The 15,443-nt window shown below is 49.2% G+C and carries 19 protein-coding genes and 6 pseudogenes; 13 read left to right on the forward strand and 12 right to left on the reverse strand.

Features of this window, described 5'->3' with window-relative positions:
• Positions 1 to 171 precede the first annotated feature (171 nt).
• The 5 genes from ffh to rplS all read left to right on the forward strand — a co-directional run bounded on the left by ffh (position 172) and on the right by rplS (position 3,697).
• A complete protein-coding gene (ffh, locus tag ACD630_RS22075; RefSeq protein ID WP_430360661.1) occupies positions 172 to 1,533 on the forward strand; it encodes a signal recognition particle protein in 1,362 nt (453 codons plus the stop codon).
• Between the two features lie 147 nt (positions 1,534 to 1,680).
• Complete coding sequence (gene rpsP / locus ACD630_RS22080) at positions 1,681 to 1,929, forward strand: 30S ribosomal protein S16 (RefSeq protein ID WP_196907624.1); 249 nt, start codon at positions 1,681 to 1,683, stop codon at positions 1,927 to 1,929.
• Positions 1,930 to 1,947: 18 nt separating this feature from the next.
• Positions 1,948 to 2,496 (forward strand): ribosome maturation factor RimM, encoded by a 549-nt coding sequence (gene rimM / locus ACD630_RS22085; protein WP_430360662.1) that lies wholly within the window; start codon positions 1,948 to 1,950, stop codon positions 2,494 to 2,496.
• Between the two features lie 38 nt (positions 2,497 to 2,534).
• Complete coding sequence (gene trmD, locus ACD630_RS22090; protein ID WP_430361243.1) at positions 2,535 to 3,290, forward strand: tRNA (guanosine(37)-N1)-methyltransferase TrmD; 756 nt, start codon at positions 2,535 to 2,537, stop codon at positions 3,288 to 3,290.
• 59 nt (positions 3,291 to 3,349) lie between these two features.
• Positions 3,350 to 3,697 carry a 50S ribosomal protein L19 gene (gene rplS, locus ACD630_RS22095; RefSeq protein WP_222157879.1) on the forward strand — a complete coding sequence of 116 codons (348 nt, stop codon included), beginning with the start codon at positions 3,350 to 3,352 and terminating at the stop codon, positions 3,695 to 3,697.
• A gap of 208 nt (positions 3,698 to 3,905) precedes the next feature.
• Here rplS and ACD630_RS22100 read toward each other — a convergent pair.
• A pseudogene (locus ACD630_RS22100) lies at positions 3,906 to 4,538 on the reverse strand (integrase core domain-containing protein); the annotation flags it as partial.
• A gap of 38 nt (positions 4,539 to 4,576) precedes the next feature.
• On the opposite strand from ACD630_RS22100, the gene ACD630_RS22105 reads away from it, so the two are divergent.
• Both ACD630_RS22105 and ACD630_RS22110 read left to right on the forward strand, forming a co-directional pair.
• A complete protein-coding gene (locus ACD630_RS22105; protein ID WP_430361244.1) occupies positions 4,577 to 5,443 on the forward strand; it encodes a transposase in 867 nt (288 codons plus the stop codon).
• A 1-nt stretch (position 5,444) separates the two neighbouring features.
• Positions 5,445 to 5,696, forward strand: coding sequence for a hypothetical protein (locus ACD630_RS22110; RefSeq protein ID WP_430360663.1), 252 nt, complete (start codon positions 5,445 to 5,447; stop codon positions 5,694 to 5,696).
• 15 nt (positions 5,697 to 5,711) lie between these two features.
• Here ACD630_RS22110 and fdhE read toward each other — a convergent pair whose 3' ends face one another.
• From fdhE to ACD630_RS22125, 3 genes and pseudogenes are all read right to left on the reverse strand, one after another.
• Positions 5,712 to 6,650, reverse strand: a complete 939-nt coding sequence (gene fdhE / locus ACD630_RS22115; protein ID WP_430360664.1) for a formate dehydrogenase accessory protein FdhE — start codon at positions 6,648 to 6,650, stop codon at positions 5,712 to 5,714.
• 21 nt (positions 6,651 to 6,671) lie between these two features.
• A pseudogene (locus ACD630_RS22120) lies at positions 6,672 to 6,918 on the reverse strand (formate dehydrogenase cytochrome b556 subunit); the annotation flags it as partial.
• 96 nt (positions 6,919 to 7,014) lie between these two features.
• A pseudogene (locus ACD630_RS22125) lies at positions 7,015 to 7,401 on the reverse strand (formate dehydrogenase subunit gamma); the annotation flags it as partial.
• Positions 7,402 to 7,461: 60 nt separating this feature from the next.
• Here ACD630_RS22125 and ACD630_RS22130 point away from each other — a divergent pair.
• The 5 genes and pseudogenes from ACD630_RS22130 to ACD630_RS22150 all read left to right on the forward strand — a co-directional run.
• Entirely contained in the window at positions 7,462 to 7,611 is a 150-nt protein-coding gene (locus tag ACD630_RS22130) for a hypothetical protein (RefSeq protein ID WP_430360665.1), read from the forward strand.
• Between the two features lie 45 nt (positions 7,612 to 7,656).
• A complete protein-coding gene (locus tag ACD630_RS22135; RefSeq protein WP_430360598.1) occupies positions 7,657 to 8,127 on the forward strand; it encodes an IS630 transposase-related protein in 471 nt (156 codons plus the stop codon).
• On the forward strand, positions 8,010 to 8,480 hold the full coding sequence (locus ACD630_RS22140; protein ID WP_430361234.1) for an IS630 family transposase: 471 nt from the start codon (positions 8,010 to 8,012) through the stop codon (positions 8,478 to 8,480). The genes ACD630_RS22135 and ACD630_RS22140 overlap by 118 nt, the downstream gene beginning before the upstream one ends.
• Positions 8,405 to 10,007: pseudogene (locus tag ACD630_RS22145) on the forward strand (ATPase RavA domain-containing protein). Before ACD630_RS22140 ends, ACD630_RS22145 begins: the two are co-directional and overlap by 76 nt.
• A 4-nt stretch (positions 10,008 to 10,011) precedes the next feature.
• Positions 10,012 to 10,909, forward strand: a pseudogene (locus ACD630_RS22150) (ATPase RavA stimulator ViaA); the annotation flags it as partial.
• 14 nt (positions 10,910 to 10,923) lie between these two features.
• On the opposite strand, the gene ACD630_RS22155 reads toward ACD630_RS22150, so the two are convergent.
• The 3 genes and pseudogenes from ACD630_RS22155 to fadH form a co-directional block, all read right to left on the reverse strand.
• Positions 10,924 to 11,364, reverse strand: a complete 441-nt coding sequence (locus ACD630_RS22155; RefSeq protein WP_430361245.1) for an IS630 family transposase — start codon at positions 11,362 to 11,364, stop codon at positions 10,924 to 10,926.
• Positions 11,277 to 11,627, reverse strand: a complete 351-nt coding sequence (locus ACD630_RS22160) for an IS630 transposase-related protein (RefSeq protein WP_430361246.1) — start codon at positions 11,625 to 11,627, stop codon at positions 11,277 to 11,279. The genes ACD630_RS22155 and ACD630_RS22160 overlap by 88 nt, the downstream gene beginning before the upstream one ends.
• 151 nt (positions 11,628 to 11,778) lie before the next feature.
• Positions 11,779 to 12,110, reverse strand: a pseudogene (fadH, locus tag ACD630_RS22165) (NADPH-dependent 2,4-dienoyl-CoA reductase); the annotation flags it as partial.
• 207 nt (positions 12,111 to 12,317) lie between these two features.
• On the opposite strand from fadH, the gene ACD630_RS22170 reads away from it, so the two are divergent.
• Positions 12,318 to 12,614, forward strand: coding sequence for a hypothetical protein (locus tag ACD630_RS22170; protein ID WP_264626736.1), 297 nt, complete (start codon positions 12,318 to 12,320; stop codon positions 12,612 to 12,614).
• A gap of 172 nt (positions 12,615 to 12,786) precedes the next feature.
• Here the strand turns inward: ACD630_RS22170 and ACD630_RS22175 are convergent, their stop codons facing one another.
• From ACD630_RS22175 to ACD630_RS22195, 5 genes are all read right to left on the reverse strand, one after another.
• The gene (locus ACD630_RS22175) at positions 12,787 to 13,851 is read right to left on the reverse strand and encodes a phage integrase Arm DNA-binding domain-containing protein (RefSeq protein WP_430360666.1); all 1,065 of its coding nucleotides are present in this window, start codon (positions 13,849 to 13,851) and stop codon (positions 12,787 to 12,789) included.
• Complete coding sequence (locus ACD630_RS22180; RefSeq protein WP_222160941.1) at positions 13,829 to 14,068, reverse strand: excisionase; 240 nt, start codon at positions 14,066 to 14,068, stop codon at positions 13,829 to 13,831. Before ACD630_RS22180 ends, ACD630_RS22175 begins: the two co-directional genes overlap by 23 nt.
• A gap of 118 nt (positions 14,069 to 14,186) precedes the next feature.
• Positions 14,187 to 14,348 carry a protease FtsH-inhibitory lysogeny factor CIII gene (locus ACD630_RS22185; protein WP_430357732.1) on the reverse strand — a complete coding sequence of 54 codons (162 nt, stop codon included), beginning with the start codon at positions 14,346 to 14,348 and terminating at the stop codon, positions 14,187 to 14,189.
• A gap of 15 nt (positions 14,349 to 14,363) precedes the next feature.
• On the reverse strand, positions 14,364 to 14,573 hold the full coding sequence (locus ACD630_RS22190; RefSeq protein WP_430359127.1) for a hypothetical protein: 210 nt from the start codon (positions 14,571 to 14,573) through the stop codon (positions 14,364 to 14,366).
• A gap of 12 nt (positions 14,574 to 14,585) precedes the next feature.
• Positions 14,586 to 15,386, reverse strand: a complete 801-nt coding sequence (locus tag ACD630_RS22195) for a phage antirepressor KilAC domain-containing protein (protein ID WP_430360667.1) — start codon at positions 15,384 to 15,386, stop codon at positions 14,586 to 14,588.
• Between the last annotated feature and the right edge of the window lie 57 nt (positions 15,387 to 15,443).

A 15,443-nucleotide genomic window follows, 5' to 3' on the forward strand; every position in this document is an offset into this window, starting at 1 on the left:
ACATTGAGCGGCTGTTGAAGTGATAGGGAGTGCCAGTATAGCGGTTGTCTCGTCACGCACCAACCGGTTATCGTCGCGCTTCACAGCAATCGTTTCGTCTTTCATGGTATAATCAGCCATATTTGTCCAGAGTGTCGCGTATGCGGCCCGCCTTTCGTTGAGCACAAGATAATGTTTGATAACTTAACTGACAGACTCTCGCGCACATTGCGCAACATCAGTGGCCGCGGACGGTTGACTGAAGACAACATCAAAGACACCCTGCGCGAAGTGCGTATGGCCTTACTTGAAGCCGATGTGGCGCTCCCTGTGGTGCGTGATTTTATCAACCGGGTCAAGGAAAGTGCCGTCGGGCATGAAGTAAACAAAAGTCTGTCGCCGGGCCAGGAATTCATCAAGATCGTCAAAAACGAACTTGTTGCCGCGATGGGAGAAACCAACGAAGCCTTGAATCTGGCAGCTCAACCGCCGGCCGTGCTGTTGATGGCGGGTTTGCAAGGGGCGGGTAAAACCACCAGCGTGGGTAAGCTGGGCAAGTTCCTGCGTGAGAAGCACAAGAAGAAAGTGCTGGTGGTTTCCGCGGACGTATACCGCCCTGCGGCGATCAAACAGCTGGAAACCCTGGCTCAAACGGTCGAGGTGGATTTCTTCCCCTCCGACGCGCACGAAAAACCGCTTGATATCGTTAACCGCGCGTTACAACACGCCAAGCTGAAGTTTTACGATGTGCTGCTGGTGGATACGGCCGGCCGTCTGCACGTTGACGAAGCGATGATGGACGAAATCAAGCAGGTGCATGCGGCCATCAAGCCTGTTGAAACACTGTTTGTGGTTGACACCATGACCGGTCAGGATGCGGCCAATACCGCAAAAGCCTTTAATGAGGCACTACCGCTTACCGGTGTGATTTTGACTAAAATTGATGGTGATTCGCGCGGCGGTGCGGCGCTGTCAATTCGTCATATTACCGGCAAACCGATTAAATTCCTCGGCGTTGGCGAAAAGACAGAAGCCTTGGAGCCGTTCCATCCCGAACGTATTGCGTCGCGTATTCTCGGTATGGGGGATGTGCTTTCCCTGATCGAAGATATTGAAAGCAAGGTTGACCGCTCTCAGGCGGAAAAACTGGCGAAAAAGCTGAAGAAAGGGGATGGCTTTGATTTAACCGATTTCCTCGATCAGCTTAAGCAGATGCGTAACATGGGCGGCATGGCCAGCATGATGAGCAAGCTGCCGGGCGTGGGACAGTTGCCGGACAACGTGAAATCTCAAATGGATGACAAAGTGCTGGTGCGTATGGAAGCCATCATCAACTCGATGACGCAACAGGAACGTGCCAAGCCGGAAATCATCAAAGGGTCACGCAAGCGTCGTATCGCCACTGGGTCAGGTATGCAGGTGCAAGACGTCAACCGTTTGTTAAAACAGTTTGACGACATGCAGCGTATGATGAAAAAGATGAAAAATGGCGGTATGGCAAAAATGATGCGTAGCATGAAAGGCATGATGCCGCCGGGTTTCCCAGGGCGTTAATCGCGATTTTTTTGCTCTTGACAGCGCAAGTTGACGCTTTAGATTGCTTTTTGCACCAAAATGAGTAAAATTCTCGGGCTTTTTATATGACACCCGGGCCCCGTTCCTCGATGGGGCCCGGCTGTTTTATTAACTAAAGAGGATGTTATGGTAACAATTCGTTTGGCACGTGGCGGCGCGAAAAAACGCCCGTTCTATCAAGTCGTCGTAACTGACAGCCGCAATGCACGCGACGGTCGTTTCATCGAGCGCGTCGGTTTCTTCAACCCGATCGCAGCCGGTAAAGCCGAAGCTCTGCGTCTGGATCTGGACCGTATTGCACATTGGGTTGGCCAAGGTGCAACTATCTCTGATCGTGTTTCTGCGCTGATCAAAGATGCTAAAAAAGCTGCGTAATCTGCTGCGGTGGTGACAATGAGCAAGCAACTTAACCCGTCATCCCCTGTTAATCCCATCGTGATGGGAAAAGTGGGGTCAACGTATGGTATTCGGGGTTGGCTCAGAGTGTTTTCCTCCACCGAAGAAACCGAAAGCATTTTTGATTACCAGCCTTGGTATATCCAGTCTCAGGGATCTTGGCAGATTGTCGAGCTCGAAAGCTGGAAACACCACAATCAGGATCTGATCATCAAAGTAAAAGGTGTTGATGATCGCGATGCGGCAAATTTATTAACGAACGCTGAGATCGTTGTAGATTCTGCACAGCTTCCTGATTTGGAGGAAGGTGATTATTACTGGAAGGATCTTTTTGGCTGCGAAGTCATTACATCTGCGGGATATCAGCTGGGAAAAGTCATTGATATGATGGAAACCGGTTCTAACGATGTGCTGGTGGTCAAAGCTAACCTGAAAGATGCCTTCGGCGCGAAGGAACAGTTGATTCCGTTTCTGACCGGACAGGTTATCAAGCACGTAGACCTTTCTATGAAAACGATTGAAGTAGATTGGGACCCGAGTTTTTGAGCTCTGAATCAAACGAACGAACTGAGTGGAACGCAAAAATGTGGATTGGGGTGATTAGCCTGTTTCCAGAGATGTTTCGCGCAGTGGTTGATTATGGAGTCACTGGTCGGGCAGTAAAAAATGGCCTGCTGAACGTAGCGTGTTGGAATCCTCGTGATTTCGCCTACGATCGGCATCGTACCGTGGACGATCGCCCTTATGGTGGCGGCCCCGGTATGCTGATGATGGTGCAACCCTTGCGGGATGCCATTCATGAAGCAAAGGCCGCGGCAGGCGACGGTGCTAGGGTGATTTATTTATCACCTCAGGGCCGTAAGCTGGATCAACAGGGCGTACGGCAGCTCGCAACGCATCAGAAACTGATTTTGGTGTGCGGCCGGTATGAAGGGATTGACGAGCGCGTAATCAGAACCGAAATTGATGAAGAATGGTCAATCGGGGATTACGTTCTCAGTGGCGGTGAGTTGCCAGCAATGGTGCTTATTGACTCGGTATCCCGTTTTATTCCCGGCGTGCTGGGGCATGAATCTTCTGCGGAAGAGGACTCCTTTGCAGGTGGGCTGTTGGATTGCCCACACTTCACTCGTCCTGAAGTGCTGGAAGGCGTGGAGGTTCCCCCGGTGTTACTGTCGGGAAACCATGCTGAAATACGTCGCTGGCGATTAAAGCAGTCGCTTGGCCGAACTTGGCTTAGAAGACCTGAACTTCTGAAAAGCCTAGCTCTGACTGACGAGCAAACGGCGTTGCTGACTGAGTTCCAGCGTGAGCATCAGCCTGAGCAACGAGAGGATTAGGGCGTTGCACTTCGGTGCGCGTACCCATGTATCAGTTTACCTAGGGTAAGAGACATATTATGAGCAACATTATTAAGCAGCTTGAACAAGAGCAGATGAAACAGGACGTACCTGCATTTCGTCCGGGTGATTCCGTGGAAGTGAAGGTATGGGTTGTTGAAGGTAGCAAAAAACGTCTGCAGGCATTCGAGGGCGTGGTTATCGCTATTCGTAACCGCGGTCTGCACTCTGCATTCACTGTTCGCAAAATTTCTAACGGCGAAGGCGTAGAGCGTGTATTCCAGACTCACTCTCCGGTTGTTGACAGCATCACTGTGAAACGTCGTGGTGCAGTACGCCAGGCTAAACTGTATTACCTGCGTGAGCGCACTGGTAAGTCTGCTCGTATCAAAGAGCGTCTTAACTAAGAGTTCGCTAACGCGACATCAAAAAGCTTTTAGTTATTAAGGGGTTAGCAAATGGCTAGGCCCTTTTTTTATTCGTTGATATACGTTATTTATCTGTGCCCTTCAGTGACAGATTTTTTACACCTCATTTTACTTCTGAGAGTTATTAGCTGTACTAGCTCAGACCAGATCTGACAGTTACCGATTATTTATACAGGTGTCTGTCAGATTACATCTGGTTCAGATTCTTTTCTGCCCAGATCCGTTTTCCATCGAGTAAAGTGGCCATCGGCGTACGCCCGCAGCACATTTTTCCCTGATGAGTTCGCTCATTATTGTAATGCCACAACCAGTTGTCCAGATCTACCTGCAGACTTTCCAGGTCTCCATATAACTTCTTGCGGAACGTAACCTGATAAAAATCGTGCAAAATGGTTTTATGGAAGCGCTCGCAGATGCCGTTCGTCTGCGGAGACATCGCCTTCGTTTTCGTATGTTCGATATCGTTGATAGCCAGATAAAGCTGATAATCATGCTGCTCCACTTTACCACAGTACTCCGTACCCCTGTCGGTCAGTATTCTCAGCACCGGCAGTCCCTGAGCCTCGTAGAACGGGAGTACGCGATCATTGAGCAGGTCGGCGGCGGTGAGCGGTGTTTTATTCGTATACAGCTTGCAGTGCGCCACTTTCGAGTACGTATCCACGAACGTCTGCTGGTAGATACGGCCCACCCCCTTCAGATTGCCCACGTAGAAGGTGTCCTGCGAGCCCAGATACCCGGGATGTGCCGTCTCGATTTCACCGCAGGCCTCATCATCGTGCGCCTTCTTCTCCAAGGCTGCGATTTGAGCGTCGGTAACGTATTAGCTTCAGTCAGCTCAATGAACCGATTATTTCGCTGGCTCTCCGGCAGGTTGCACTTAGCCCGCATCCATACGCTCTCGTCGTTCACGACTGGTCTCATTTACAGTTTCGTACCCACAATGGGAAAGAAGAACGTTTGAAAATGACGCATGGTGGCGACGTCGGTTATGAGCTACAAACCAGCCTACTGGTTGATGCTGCAAATGGTTTACCAATAGCGCCCCTGTCTCAAACTCTAACCGATAGGGCGGGTTGTCGTTCAACGCTAACCGAGGGCTTGTCTGAGAGTCTGACTCATATGGATGCTTTGACGGCTGATATCGCCCGCGTTGAGTCTCTTGATACCGGGAAGAAGTTAGTTCATCTCATTGACCGTGAAGGTGACTCTATCGGGCATATGCGCACATTAAGCTCCCAGGGAATATGTTGGCTTATCCGGGGAAAGGAAGGGCATCGGGCCGAGTGGGGCGGTGACACCCGTAAAATTGGTGAAATTGCAGACGATCTGCCATTTATCGCAAACGGACAGGTTGGCTGGAAAGGGAAAAAAGCCAATATGGAGATCGGGGAAACATCCGTGATCATAACGCGAACAGCAAAACCAAAGCGGAAAGACAAGAACACCGGACGGCGAGTGAAAGTTCAGCCAGGCGTAGCTCTGACACTCAGATTAATTGTGGTTCGCCTTACCGATACTCACGGTAAATTTATCGGACGCTGGACGCTGCTCACAAACGTTAGCAACGAGCTCACCAGCGCGGAAGTCGCTCGCTGGTATTACTGGCGCTGGGGTATTGAATCCTTTTTTAAGCTGCTGAAAGGTGCCGGTCATGATGTAGAAAAATGGCTTCAGCGCAGTGCTGGTGCCCTGCTATGCAGGTTATTGATAGCTAGCATCTAGCATGGCATGTGTGCTGGTATGGCGGCTGCAACGCGCTGAAGGAGACGACAATGCGGCAGCCCGTCAGTTAATTTGCCGATTATCCGGACGACAACAAAAACGAGGGCGTAAAGAAAGCGCCCCAGCGCTGCTTGCCGGACTATCCATCCTGCTAAATATAGCCAAACGACTTAAAAATGATTACAGCCAATGCCCTGATATGTGGCAAAAAAATACAGCTAATTGTTATCAAAATAATGTCGCTTGGCTATAACGGTACGCTACGACATCAATCCGCCGTGGTGTATTCAGGAAACAGGAAGGGGTTGATGCTGCTGCGAGAGAATCCCTCTTCTTCCATTTTTATATCCAGCACCAGTGAGGCGAGATCGTCCGCTAGCGCTTCGACACGGTGATCTTTCTCCTGATAAAGCAGCTTGATATAGGTGCCGCAATCACCGCAGCCCTCTGCCTTGATGGCTGACTCTTCACTGTCTAACGAGCAATAATTGAGGTTGCCGGTTGTCTCGCAGTTACTGCATTTCACGCGCACCATGTGCCATTCACTTTCGCACAGGTTGCAGTGCAGGTAACGCAGGCCGCTGGTGGTTCCAAGTTGCACTACACCAGAAACAGGAATACCGCCACACACCGGGCAGAACTGACGGTGCTCCCCCACTTCGGCTTTCGCTTTACCCGGCAGTTGCGTCGCCATCTGCGCCCAATAAAGAGAGAGGGCGGCCCAGATGAACGGGGCTTTATCGTTATCTTCACCGTTAAACTGATGTGCCAGCAGGCTGTCGGCCAATGTTTCCCACTCCTGCACCGGCATTTTCTTCAGATTTTCCAGCGTAGCCAGCACCTGACCGTTGGCGGCAGGCATTAACTCTTCGATCAACGCATACAGTAGCGTATGCCAGTGTGCATCACGCGGAAACACGCTGGCATCCAGCGGCGGGCGATTGTTCTGCTGCGCCTGTGCCAACACATCGGTCAAATCGACACGCAACGGATGATCGTGTAGCACCTTCTGCTGTGCCTCAACCATGACTGCAGCAAAATTCAGGTAATCGCTGAGCGCATGGTCAGCTGCCAATTGGCGCAGACGCTCTGCACGGCTGCTGTACAGGCTCTTTAAATTAGCGAACAACAACGGCGGGATCACGCCCACCGTTGATGATTTTTCATTATTTTCCAGCTGATCCTGAGGGACAATGCGAATACTCATGCGGGTGATTTATCCTGTTGTTTACGGTTGTTTTTCTTGTTGTTTTCGTTGAATCTCTCGATACCAACGTGGATGATGCTTTTTCGCCCACGCCGCAGGTACCCAGCCTTCTACCATAGCAGTAATTGTTCCTTTCACCCATAGTGCCGCATACATATGCACCATTGATGACCAGGATCAGAGCAACGGTCGCCAGCGAGTGTACCAGCAGGGCCAAACGAATCACCGGGATAGGAAACGCCGGGGCAAAGTAGGGACGCCACATCACTATATCCAACCGACTTAAAAATGATTACAGCCAATGCCCTGATATGTGGAAAAAAATACAGCTAATTGTTATCAAAATAATGTCTCTTGGCTATATCCCACTCGCAAGCAACAGCACTAGGCAAATGATGGACAACCAGAACACGCACTTTTGCCCGAAATTATACCGACCTGTGTCACCGACTTCCTGATTTCTGGAAATTTTATGGATGTTTTTGGGCCATTCAATGTCATCGCGCTGTATCAGGTTGTGTTTCCAGTACTGCAGGAACATCAGCAAAAAGGCCACAAACATCACCACGCCAACAAACGGATGCAGTATACGCGCCAGTTGTGGCGTACCGAGAATATGTAGCAACCAGTTCAGCGAATGGAACAAAAACCCTAACCCGCTTATCGCGGCAAACACGAAGCAGAATGCCACAATCCAGTGGTTTATACGCTCAGGCGCGCTGTAGCGCTGAATGCGATTACTCTTTTTCATGCTGTTTACCCTCATGCTGTACGGTGGTCGCCTCATCCTTTATAGCCAACCGACTTAAAAATGATTACAGCCAATGCCCTGATATGTGGTAAAAAAATACAGCTAATTGTTATCAAAATAATGTCGCTTGGCTATACCTTGACGTTATTAGCAGACTATACCCCGGAAGAACTTGCCCACTTAGCTATGGTGGTTTTTAACCCTTTATGATGTGTAGATATAGCTAAACGACTTAATTTTGATTACATTATTTAAATGAGCTATTCAATTGATTTTAGACGTAAAGTGATATCTACACGGGAAGAAGAAGGGTTGAGTATCCGAGAAACAGCGAAGCAATTTCGGATTGGCCCTGCCTCTGTATTGCGTTGGATTAATCAAATAGCGTCAAAAGCATCGACCACGCGTCAGCGAAAGATCGATAAATCCGAGTTGATAAAAGATGTTGAACCATATCCAGATGCTTACCAAAAAGAACGTGCAGAGCGTTTTGGCGTTTGTCAGAAGGCCATTTGGCAAGCTCTTAAAAAGCTGGGATTGACCTATAAAAAAAAACTCTATGTCATCCGAAAGTCGACGAAAGCGCCCGGCAAGCATTTCAACAAAAAATACAACAGTATGAAAAAGAAGGTAAACCTATTGTTTTTATTGATGGAAGTGGTTTTCCACACGATACCCCACGGACTCACGGCTATTCCCCAAAAGGTCAACGGTGTTTTGGCCTGAAGAACGGGGGAGCCAAGGGAAGAACAAATGTTATCGGCGCTTTATTAGGCACAATGCTGTTTGCTATCGGATTATTTGATATCAATATTAACAGCGATGTTTTCTATTCCTGGGTCACACAAGTCCTTATCCCAGTACTCCCTAAAAACAGGGTAATCGTGATGGACAATGCAACTTTTCACAAAAAACATAATATTCAACAAGTCATCATCGATGCAGGGTATATGGTGGAGTATTTGCCTACATATTCGCCAGATCTTAACCCCATTGAGCATAAATGGGCACAAGCAAAAAGCAAAAAAAGAGAGAGTGGTTGCGATACAGAGATTTTGTTCTCAGTCCATATGGTGTAATCAAAATTAAGTCGCTTGGCTATACCTATGCCCTTGAACACGGCCTGTATGAACGTCAGCACGCTATTCGTCTGTGCCTGCTCGCCGCGCTCAGCGGCGAAAGCGTGTTTTTGCTGGGGCCGCCGGGCATCTCCAAGAGCATGATCGCGCGTCGCCTGAAGTTCGCGTTTCGTGACGCCCGCGCTTTCGAATACCTGATGACACGCTTCTCTACCACGGAGGAGGTGTTTGGCCCGCTATCGATTCAGGCGCTAAAAGATGAAGGGCGTTATCAGCGTCTTACCGGCGGCTATTTACCGGAGGCGGAAATCGTCTTTCTGGATGAAATCTGGAAAGCCGGCCCGGCCATTCTCAATACTCTGCTGACAGCCATCAATGAACGGCGCTTTCGCAACGGCAGCCATGAAGAAACTATCCCCATGCGGCTGCTGGTAACCGCCTCCAACGAACTGCCCGAATCAGACAGCAGCTTAGAAGCACTCTATAGCCAAGCGACATTATTTTGATAACAATTAGCTGTATTTTTTTGCCACATATCAGGGCATTTGCTGTAATCATTTTTAAGTCGGTTGGCTATATGACCGCATGCTTATTCGCCTGTGTCTGGATAAAGTGCAGGAAAAACAAAACTTCCGCGCATTGTTAACGCACGCCGGTAGCGATCGCGACAACCCGGTGCCGCTGTCACTGAGCGTCAGCGACGAAGAGTACCAAGCATGGCAAAGCGCCATCGATCGCATCGCCGGATGCCTGCTTTGAACTGATTTACGCACTGCGCCAACAGCTGAATACCACCGACAATGCGCCGTATGTTTCCGATCGACGTTGGAAGAAAGCGCTGCGACTGCTGCAAGCCTGTGCGTTTTTCTCTGGTCGTGAAAGCATTGTTCCGCTTGATATCATCTTGCTGAAAGATTGCCTGTGGCATGACAGGGATTCCAAACGCTGGTGGAACAGCACACCGAACAGCTCATCACCGCGCACGCCTATCAGCAACAGGCACTGCTGTTCCGCTTGCAGCAATTAAACGTGAAACGGCAGCAATATCAGCAGCAACAGAGCGAGTTGCAAGCGATCACGGTCGAAAAACAGGGGGCATTTCTCAGCCGTAAAGCCCACTACCTGCTACCGGAAGCGCTGAATAATATTGATGTGACACATATCGTGTTAGAAAAAAACGCCTTGCAGTTATGGCTGCATAAAGGTGGAGAAGGCGAAATCAGGGGAAAACTCAACGGCATCGGGTTTACCCAGTACCTCGACATGTACGTAGATGACCACCTTCATCTTGCGGTGCGCAATATCAGCCTACAGACCACCATTCTTTCTTTACCTGAAAAACGAGACTGTACCTTACCGACAGAACTTACTGATGAATATGAGAAATTGCGTCAACAACTGCACGAGCAGCGACGTCTGTTTCACCACCATCAGCCGTGTTTGTTCATCCCTGCCGACTGGCTGGCAAAAATAGAAGACAGCCTGCAACAGGTCGACGAACAGATACAGCTCTCGTTACAGGATTGATCGAATGTTGACGTTGGAATCGCTGGAAATGCTGTTGTCCATTGACGAAAACGAGCTCTTGGACGACCTAGTTATCGCGCTGTTGGCTACGCCACAACTTGCGGCCTTTCTTGAACAGCACCCGAGAATGAAAGCGGCGCTGTTGCACGATCTGCCTGAATGGAAAGCGTCACTCAAGCAGCGCCTGCGTACAACCGTGGCACCTGCCGATTTGGAGCGGGAGTTTACCTGCTATCAAAATACCCAGACCATCGACAATCTGACCTTTCAGTCACGCATTCCCCGTATCGTTGATACGCTGCAAACGGTGGACTCGCCTTTTTTTTCTCAGGCTATAGCAAAACGACTTAAAAATGATTACAACCAATGCCCTGGTATGTGGCAAAAAAATACAGCTAATTGTTATCAAAATAATGTCGCTTGGCTATAACAAGCTGATCGCCTAGGCAGAACCGACGCTTGGGTAGCGGCTTAGCAACGCCTTCCACACGTTGTTCTTGCAGCGCTGGAAAATGAGCCTCTCTTTGCAAACGGTCTCCTTGCACCATCAATTGATGGAGGCAGAAAAAGAGATCCTGCTTGATGAGTTACAGCAGCGGTTGACCTTGACCGGCAAACTGGAAGCCGTACTGGCGGAGAACGAGACAGCTGCCGGACGATTATGGAATCTCAGCGCGGGAAAATTGATTAAAACCGAGCTGCAAACCCTGATTAACTTCTGCGACTTTCTACAAAAGCAGCTTTCATTGCAGCGCCTAGCCGAGCGTTTAGGTCGCAGCCGGGAAACCAAATCCATTCTCTCCACCGAAGCACCGCGCGAAGCGTTTCGCGTGATGGTTCGTGAACCGGATATGGTGCCAGAGCAAGTGGATGGCATCCATCAAAGCGATGATATAGCCAAGCGACTTAATTTTGATTACACCATATGGACTGAGAACAAAATCTCTGTATCGCAACCACTCTCTCTTTTTTTGCTTTTTGCTTGTGCCCATTTATGCTCAATGGGGTTAAGATCTGGCGAATATGTAGGCAAATACTCCACCATATACCCTGCATCGATGATGACTTGTTGAATATTATGTTTTTTGTGAAAAGTTGCATTGTCCATCACGATTACCCTGTTTTTAGGGAGTACTGGGATAAGGACTTGTGTGACCCAGGAATAGAAAACATCGCTGTTAATATTGATATCAAATAATCCGATAGCAAACAGCGTCGTGCCTAATAAAGCGCCGATAACATTTGTTCTTCCCTTGGCTCCCCCGTTCTTCAGGCCAAAACACCGTTGACCTTTTGGGGAATAGCCGTGAGTCCGTGGGGTATCGTGTGGAAAACCACTTTCATCAATAAAAACAATAGGTTTACCTTTTTTTCATACTGTTGTATTTTTTGTTGAAATGCTTGCCGGGCGCTTTCGTCGGCTTTCGGATGACGTAGCGTTTTTTTATAGGTCAATCCCAGCTTTTTAAGAGCTTGCCAAATGGCCTTCTGACAAACGCCAAAACGCTCTGCACGTTCTTTTTGGTAAGCATCTGGATATGGTTCAACATCTTTTATCAACTCGGATTTATCGCTCTTTCGCTGACGCGTGGTCGATGCTTTTGACGCTATTTGATTAATTCAACGCGATACAGAGGCAGGGCCAATCCGAAATTGCTTCGCTGTTTCTCGGATACCCAACCCTTCTTCTTCCCGTGTAGATATCACTTTACGTCTAAAATCAATTGAATAGCTCATTTAAATAATGCAATCAAAATTAAGTCGTTTAGCTATAACTGTAGCGCCCGGCATGCAGAATTTGCAGCGCAATTTTCCCTCCCGCTTCATGCACCGCAGCGGTTATTGGGAGATGGTGAGGTAGCTGTTCTTCATGTTCAAGCGTCGCTCCGCCAGCGACTACGGCACCTTTGGCGTTGGGCGCAATACCGCCAGTAACAATCAGTGCTACACCGCCCTGCACGCGTCTCGGTAAAATGCCGCTAACCGTTCAGTGCCCTGTGGATGCTCTTCCAAACCGGTGTGCATCGAACCCATGATGACGCGGTTTTTTAACGTGGTGAAGCCCAAATTGAGGGGCGAAAAAAGCTTGGGGTAAGCGTGCATGGTGCTCTCCACAGAAACCGCGTAATAAACTGGTCTGATGAATTTACTGTAGCGAGTGTTGGATGATATGTGAAATAACTGTTTATTTAATGTGATTTGTGTCATTCCCTATGGCGACACTCGATAATCGGGACGGTATGCCAGAAGGTTTGTTGTCCGTGCCAACAATCATTATAATTCGCGGGATCAGAGTGCTAAGGAATCGCTATGTGGGTGGATGAGTGGGAACCGGCGCTGGAAAGTGCGCTTACCGATTTGGAACGTTGTGTCAGGTTGCAGCAGCAAGGCTGGCGTCAGGATCGTGAACGCTGGCAGCAGCAGCTCACGCAGGCCCAACAGCGGGAAGCGGAGCTGTGCGCGCAGATCGAAAAGTTAGTGATTCAGTTAAACTCTATGGATGCGTCGCCGGAACGAAATCCCCTAGTGCAGCGCATTAAAATGATTGGCGCCTATATTGACGCCTTGGCGAAGGATGCCTCCGCCTTTAGTCGTTCACTTCCCTGATCGATTTGGTTTGTCCTGTTTTTTCCACTAGTGTTGGTGCTCGCAGAGCAAACGGCAGAAGACTGCCGTTTGCATGACGCTGTGTGGCTTACAGCGGCATAAAAATACCGGGATTATTATTCAATAAGTTATAGCGTATCGATCGAAATTACTCGAAATTCGATCGAAATAATTACACCTCTGTCCACTCTGAGCCACGTACATCCCGGTACTTGTCGGTCATGGTTGCTGATTTATGCCCTAATAGTTTTTGTGCGTAGTCTTTCCCTTTCTCTTCAGTATATAAGCGAGCTGACAAACTTCTGATTTCATGAAAAGAGGGAGCAGTGCCTTCCCATTTCAAACCTGATCCACGACGCGCTTTCATAAATGCTTCAGATAATGTTCTCTTAGCGAGAACACTGTGTTTTTCATCCGCCACAATGTGAGATTTACCATTATTTAATATTCTTAATTGCTGAAGCACATCTAAAAGGGAAAGATTCAGACATTCAAGGCGGGTTGTTTCCGCGATGGCCAACATCATGCCTGTTTTTTCTTGTCTGACGTAAAGACGTCCATCCCGGTAATCACTCCAGCACATGCCCTGAACATCGCTTAGGCGTTGTCCTGTGAGTAGAGCCAGGTCAAGGCAGGGGCCAACCCATGCGGGTAATTTATCTGCTGCTTTACGGATAGCCTTCCAATCGTCCAACGTTATGCGCTCGCGTTGAATGTCTACACGCTGGTTGCGCGTAGCTTCGGCCGGATTGCTTTTGGTGACCCCTTCAGCAATGGCCTCACGAAACAAGTCAAGCAGCAATGTTCTGATGCGGTTTGCCATTGTCGGTTTTCCTGCGTTTACCCACTGATTAAGGAACGAGGCAATGTCTTTGGTTTCTACTTTCTGAAGAGCAAATTCCCCTAAATGGGCATTAACGGCCTTCAGGTATTTATGGTACTCGCTCATCGTTTTCGGCTTGAGTTTCCGTCCTTCGAGTATCGTCAGATAGCGTTCAGTCCATTCGCTAACTGTGGTCACCTGTGTGTCGTTGATGCGGTCAACGAGCGGTGATGGTTTTGATGAGCCATAAATCGCCATATTAGCGGCGATGGCTTGTGTAATGGCCTCCTGTCGATGGCGGCCCAGGCCATATTCTTTTCCGGTGCGTGGGTCGCGGTAGCAAAAATAGCCGCCATTGCGCGGTTGCAGGTTTGGCGGCAAATCGCGGTTCTTATGGTTTCTCCGGCGTGCCATGTCTTATCCTCGATAACAGGGTGGGGTGAAGGGCGCTGGATGGGCCAATGTTTTTGTTCTGGGTGAGCTTGCAGGCGTTTTCCTCAACCAGATACTCGCGCCCATCTCGTATCGGTGCGGGAAAAATCATTCCGCTCCTGACCAATCGCCTGACGGTTTCCATACAACGCGGGCGGGGTTGCCGCCGATTCCACTCGGATAAGGTGATGTATGCCATAATTGACCTCTGCTAAAATTAAGCCACTGCGCCGTTCGTCATGACGGCGGGCAGGCGGGGGAATGACCAATCGAAGAAATGCGGGGGTGAAGGGGATTTCAGGCTGTAACAGCCTTGATTAAGGTGCTGGGGCAGGTCGTAGAGGCTTGCCTTGCTGTTCGAGGATAGCGATAAGCTTTCGGTATCCGTTTCGCAGCCATTTAACCCATTTATCCAGGTGGGTTTCTTGCGGGTGATAGCTCCCCATGAGGGCAGCATGACCCGCGAATGCATAATTCATGGGGTGCTCCTGTTTTTATATTGCTATTTGGGTGTCGTATGTCGCGTGACTCATGGTTTTCCAACTCAGGCCGTTATCTTTGGATAACATGCGCCAGTAGTGAGAAAGCCGCATTGATAAATAACCGGTTCGTCGTATGCGTCTTGCATGAATAAGTCCTTCACGGTATAAGCGTTTAAATAGCTTCTCCCGCTCCTTTATCCTGTTAGGTATTTTAGGTTTCATTCGTTGCTCCTCTCACGATGCAAGGCTGACGTGCTTCTGGTGGGTAAAATCGCCGTTCCAGTTGAGTTTCATGGGCACTTTGCCACGGCGGTAAAGGACGTAGAGGCGCTCAGCGCCTTTGCGAAGGAGTACCGGCTGGTGCTTAATGAAGTCATCGGCACCCTGAACGCTAATCAGATGCTGGTGCTCAGTCAGGTATCTGTCGCGAGCGTAGGATGTTGCCCGCCAACGGGTACCGGATTGGCTTTCGTTGTAGAGCCAGTTACGGTCTGCTAACCAGTGGTTCACTTTCTGGGTGTTAACACTATTGAGCATTTTACAGAACTGGGTCGGGGTCATGCCCTCCTTGAACAGGCTCTTGAGGTCGTGGAGTTCTGCTTCCTGCTCTTTGTTGACCAATGCCAGTGCAGCTTCACTCCTTTTCGATTCCAGCAGGGCTTCCAGCGCAGAGATGTAGTTTTCCGGTAATGCGGGGACTGTGGTGATTGCCTGCGATTTTGAGGCAGCCAGTTGCTCCAGCTTATCAATCAGCGAACGACGAACTGCCTTCGACTCACGCGCGGCGACACGGAGAGCTTGTTTGAGCGTCATGTGGATAATCTCAGACTCAGTATTGTTCGTTTTTTGAACTACGGAAATTTCGTAGTGCTCTCCTTCAAGCTCATCTTTAATTTTTTCAACGAAGTCGTTATTGCGGATAGGTTTCTCTCCGTATTGCTTGCGCGTTTCGTTGACCATAATCAGCAACCGCTGAGAGTCGATTCCGTTGTCGCTACTTGTGGTTAAATTTTGCACGTTCATTAAATTTTGCACACAGATATACCTCGCTGGTTAAAACGATAATGGAACCCCGGCACGTTACCGGGGCGG

It is taken from the genome of Symbiopectobacterium sp. RP (assembly GCF_050472005.1).
Classification (GTDB): Bacteria; Pseudomonadota; Gammaproteobacteria; order Enterobacterales; family Enterobacteriaceae; genus Symbiopectobacterium.